Source organism: Mycobacterium sp. (assembly GCF_008709575.1).
Taxonomy (GTDB): Bacteria; Actinomycetota; Actinomycetes; order Mycobacteriales; family Mycobacteriaceae; genus Mycobacterium.
In genome coordinates this window covers 1-873 of record NZ_VYIK01000225.1, presented here as the reverse complement: position 1 = coordinate 873, position 873 = coordinate 1, and the positions used below count along the sequence as shown (strand labels likewise).

Below are 873 nucleotides of genomic sequence, written 5' to 3'. Positions count from 1 at the left end.
ACCGGCGCCGGCGGCCATGCTTTTCCCGTGTCGTGGAGTCGGTGAAGTCGAGATCCTCGACCGCGATCGCTTTGACCCCGGTGCCCCCACCGACCTCGAGACCATGCGCGTCGTCGAAGGAATACTGGCCATCTTGCTCGCCGGCGGCGTGAGGCCGCAAGCCGCCGCCTGGGTCATCGACGCTCTCTTGCTCTACGTGGCCGCCTACTGTCTGGAGGAATCGATCGTGCGCCAGCGATCCGCCCATGACGACGTCGCTTGGGTTCTCGACCGCGACGAACTGCTACGCCGGTTCACCGCCCTGCCCGCCGAAACCTTCCCCCACACCAGCCGCCACGCCGCCGAGCTCATCGCCGGCGAAGGCCACGACCGGTTCGACTTCACCCTCACCCTCATGATCGACGGCCTCGCCCATCGCTAGCCGCCGCCTTCGCGCCGCTACGGGCTGACGAGCAGGACATTGGCCGGGATGCAGCCGGCCGTGCCGTACACTCGCGACAACGATTACGCGTTCCTTGCTGGCGCCTCCAACTGCCCGCATGAGATTGAAGAGATACAGGCTGCTAAAACGGCGGCGGCTCTTCGTCGTTGTCACATGATGCGGGGCCAGCGGAGGCCAGTTGGCGGTCGCGCCGGCTTCGACGGTTGTGCCGGCGTTGCCCGGCGACGTAGTCGGCGTGGTTCTGGGCGCGGGTGCGCCGACGCCTGGGCACCATGGCGGTGCGGTCAGCGCCCCGCTGGGTGGGTGTCGGCGTGGACGGGGCCAGGTCACCGGTCGGGGTGCACAGGCCGGGAAACAGCAGCGCGCTGCCCGGGGTGGTTGGACCTCCCCCGTTTTCCCGGAGACTTTTCTATCTGGGATCGGTGCCCTCG

At 68.2% G+C, this 873-nt stretch carries 1 protein-coding gene; it reads left to right on the top strand.

Annotation, left to right across the window (positions count from 1 at the left end; translation table 11 throughout):
* On the top strand, positions 1-421 hold a 421-nt coding region (locus F6Q13_RS18065), incomplete at its 5' end, for a TetR/AcrR family transcriptional regulator C-terminal domain-containing protein (RefSeq protein ID WP_293059468.1).
* Positions 422-873: the final 452 nt, after the last annotated feature.